This is a genomic window from Oleiphilus sp. HI0067, assembly GCF_001635735.1.
Genome location: NZ_LWFI01000727.1, coordinates 1 through 324 on the forward strand (window position 1 = coordinate 1; position 324 = coordinate 324).

1 pseudogene is annotated in these 324 nt (G+C 40.1%); it reads left to right on the forward strand.

The window, feature by feature from the left end:
• Window positions 1-181: 181 nt before the first annotated feature.
• Window positions 182-307, forward strand: a pseudogene (locus A3739_RS31360) (hypothetical protein); the annotation flags it as partial.
• Window positions 308-324 lie beyond the last annotated feature (17 nt).

A 324-nucleotide genomic window follows, 5' to 3' on the forward strand; every position in this document is an offset into this window, starting at 1 on the left:
ACTATTCAAAGAGATTAAGCATCTTCTGAAAGCAAAAGGACGATTTATACCGGCTGAGCCGAATAAGCATTTGTTGAATATAGTCGCGAGTTTCTTTACTGCTAAGAAAACCAATTATCTGATGGTGGATAGAGGTGATCATGAACAGTTAACACAAATTTCCGAGTAGGTTAAAGAAGGAAAGCTAAAGCCATATGTCGATAGCGTGTATGCCTTTGAAAACTACCAAAGCGCTTTTGATCGACTGCGGGCTAAAGGCAAACAAGGCAGGATTGTGATTAAGATTTCGGGTAATGCAGGTGCTTAACCCTGACGATTCCTAAT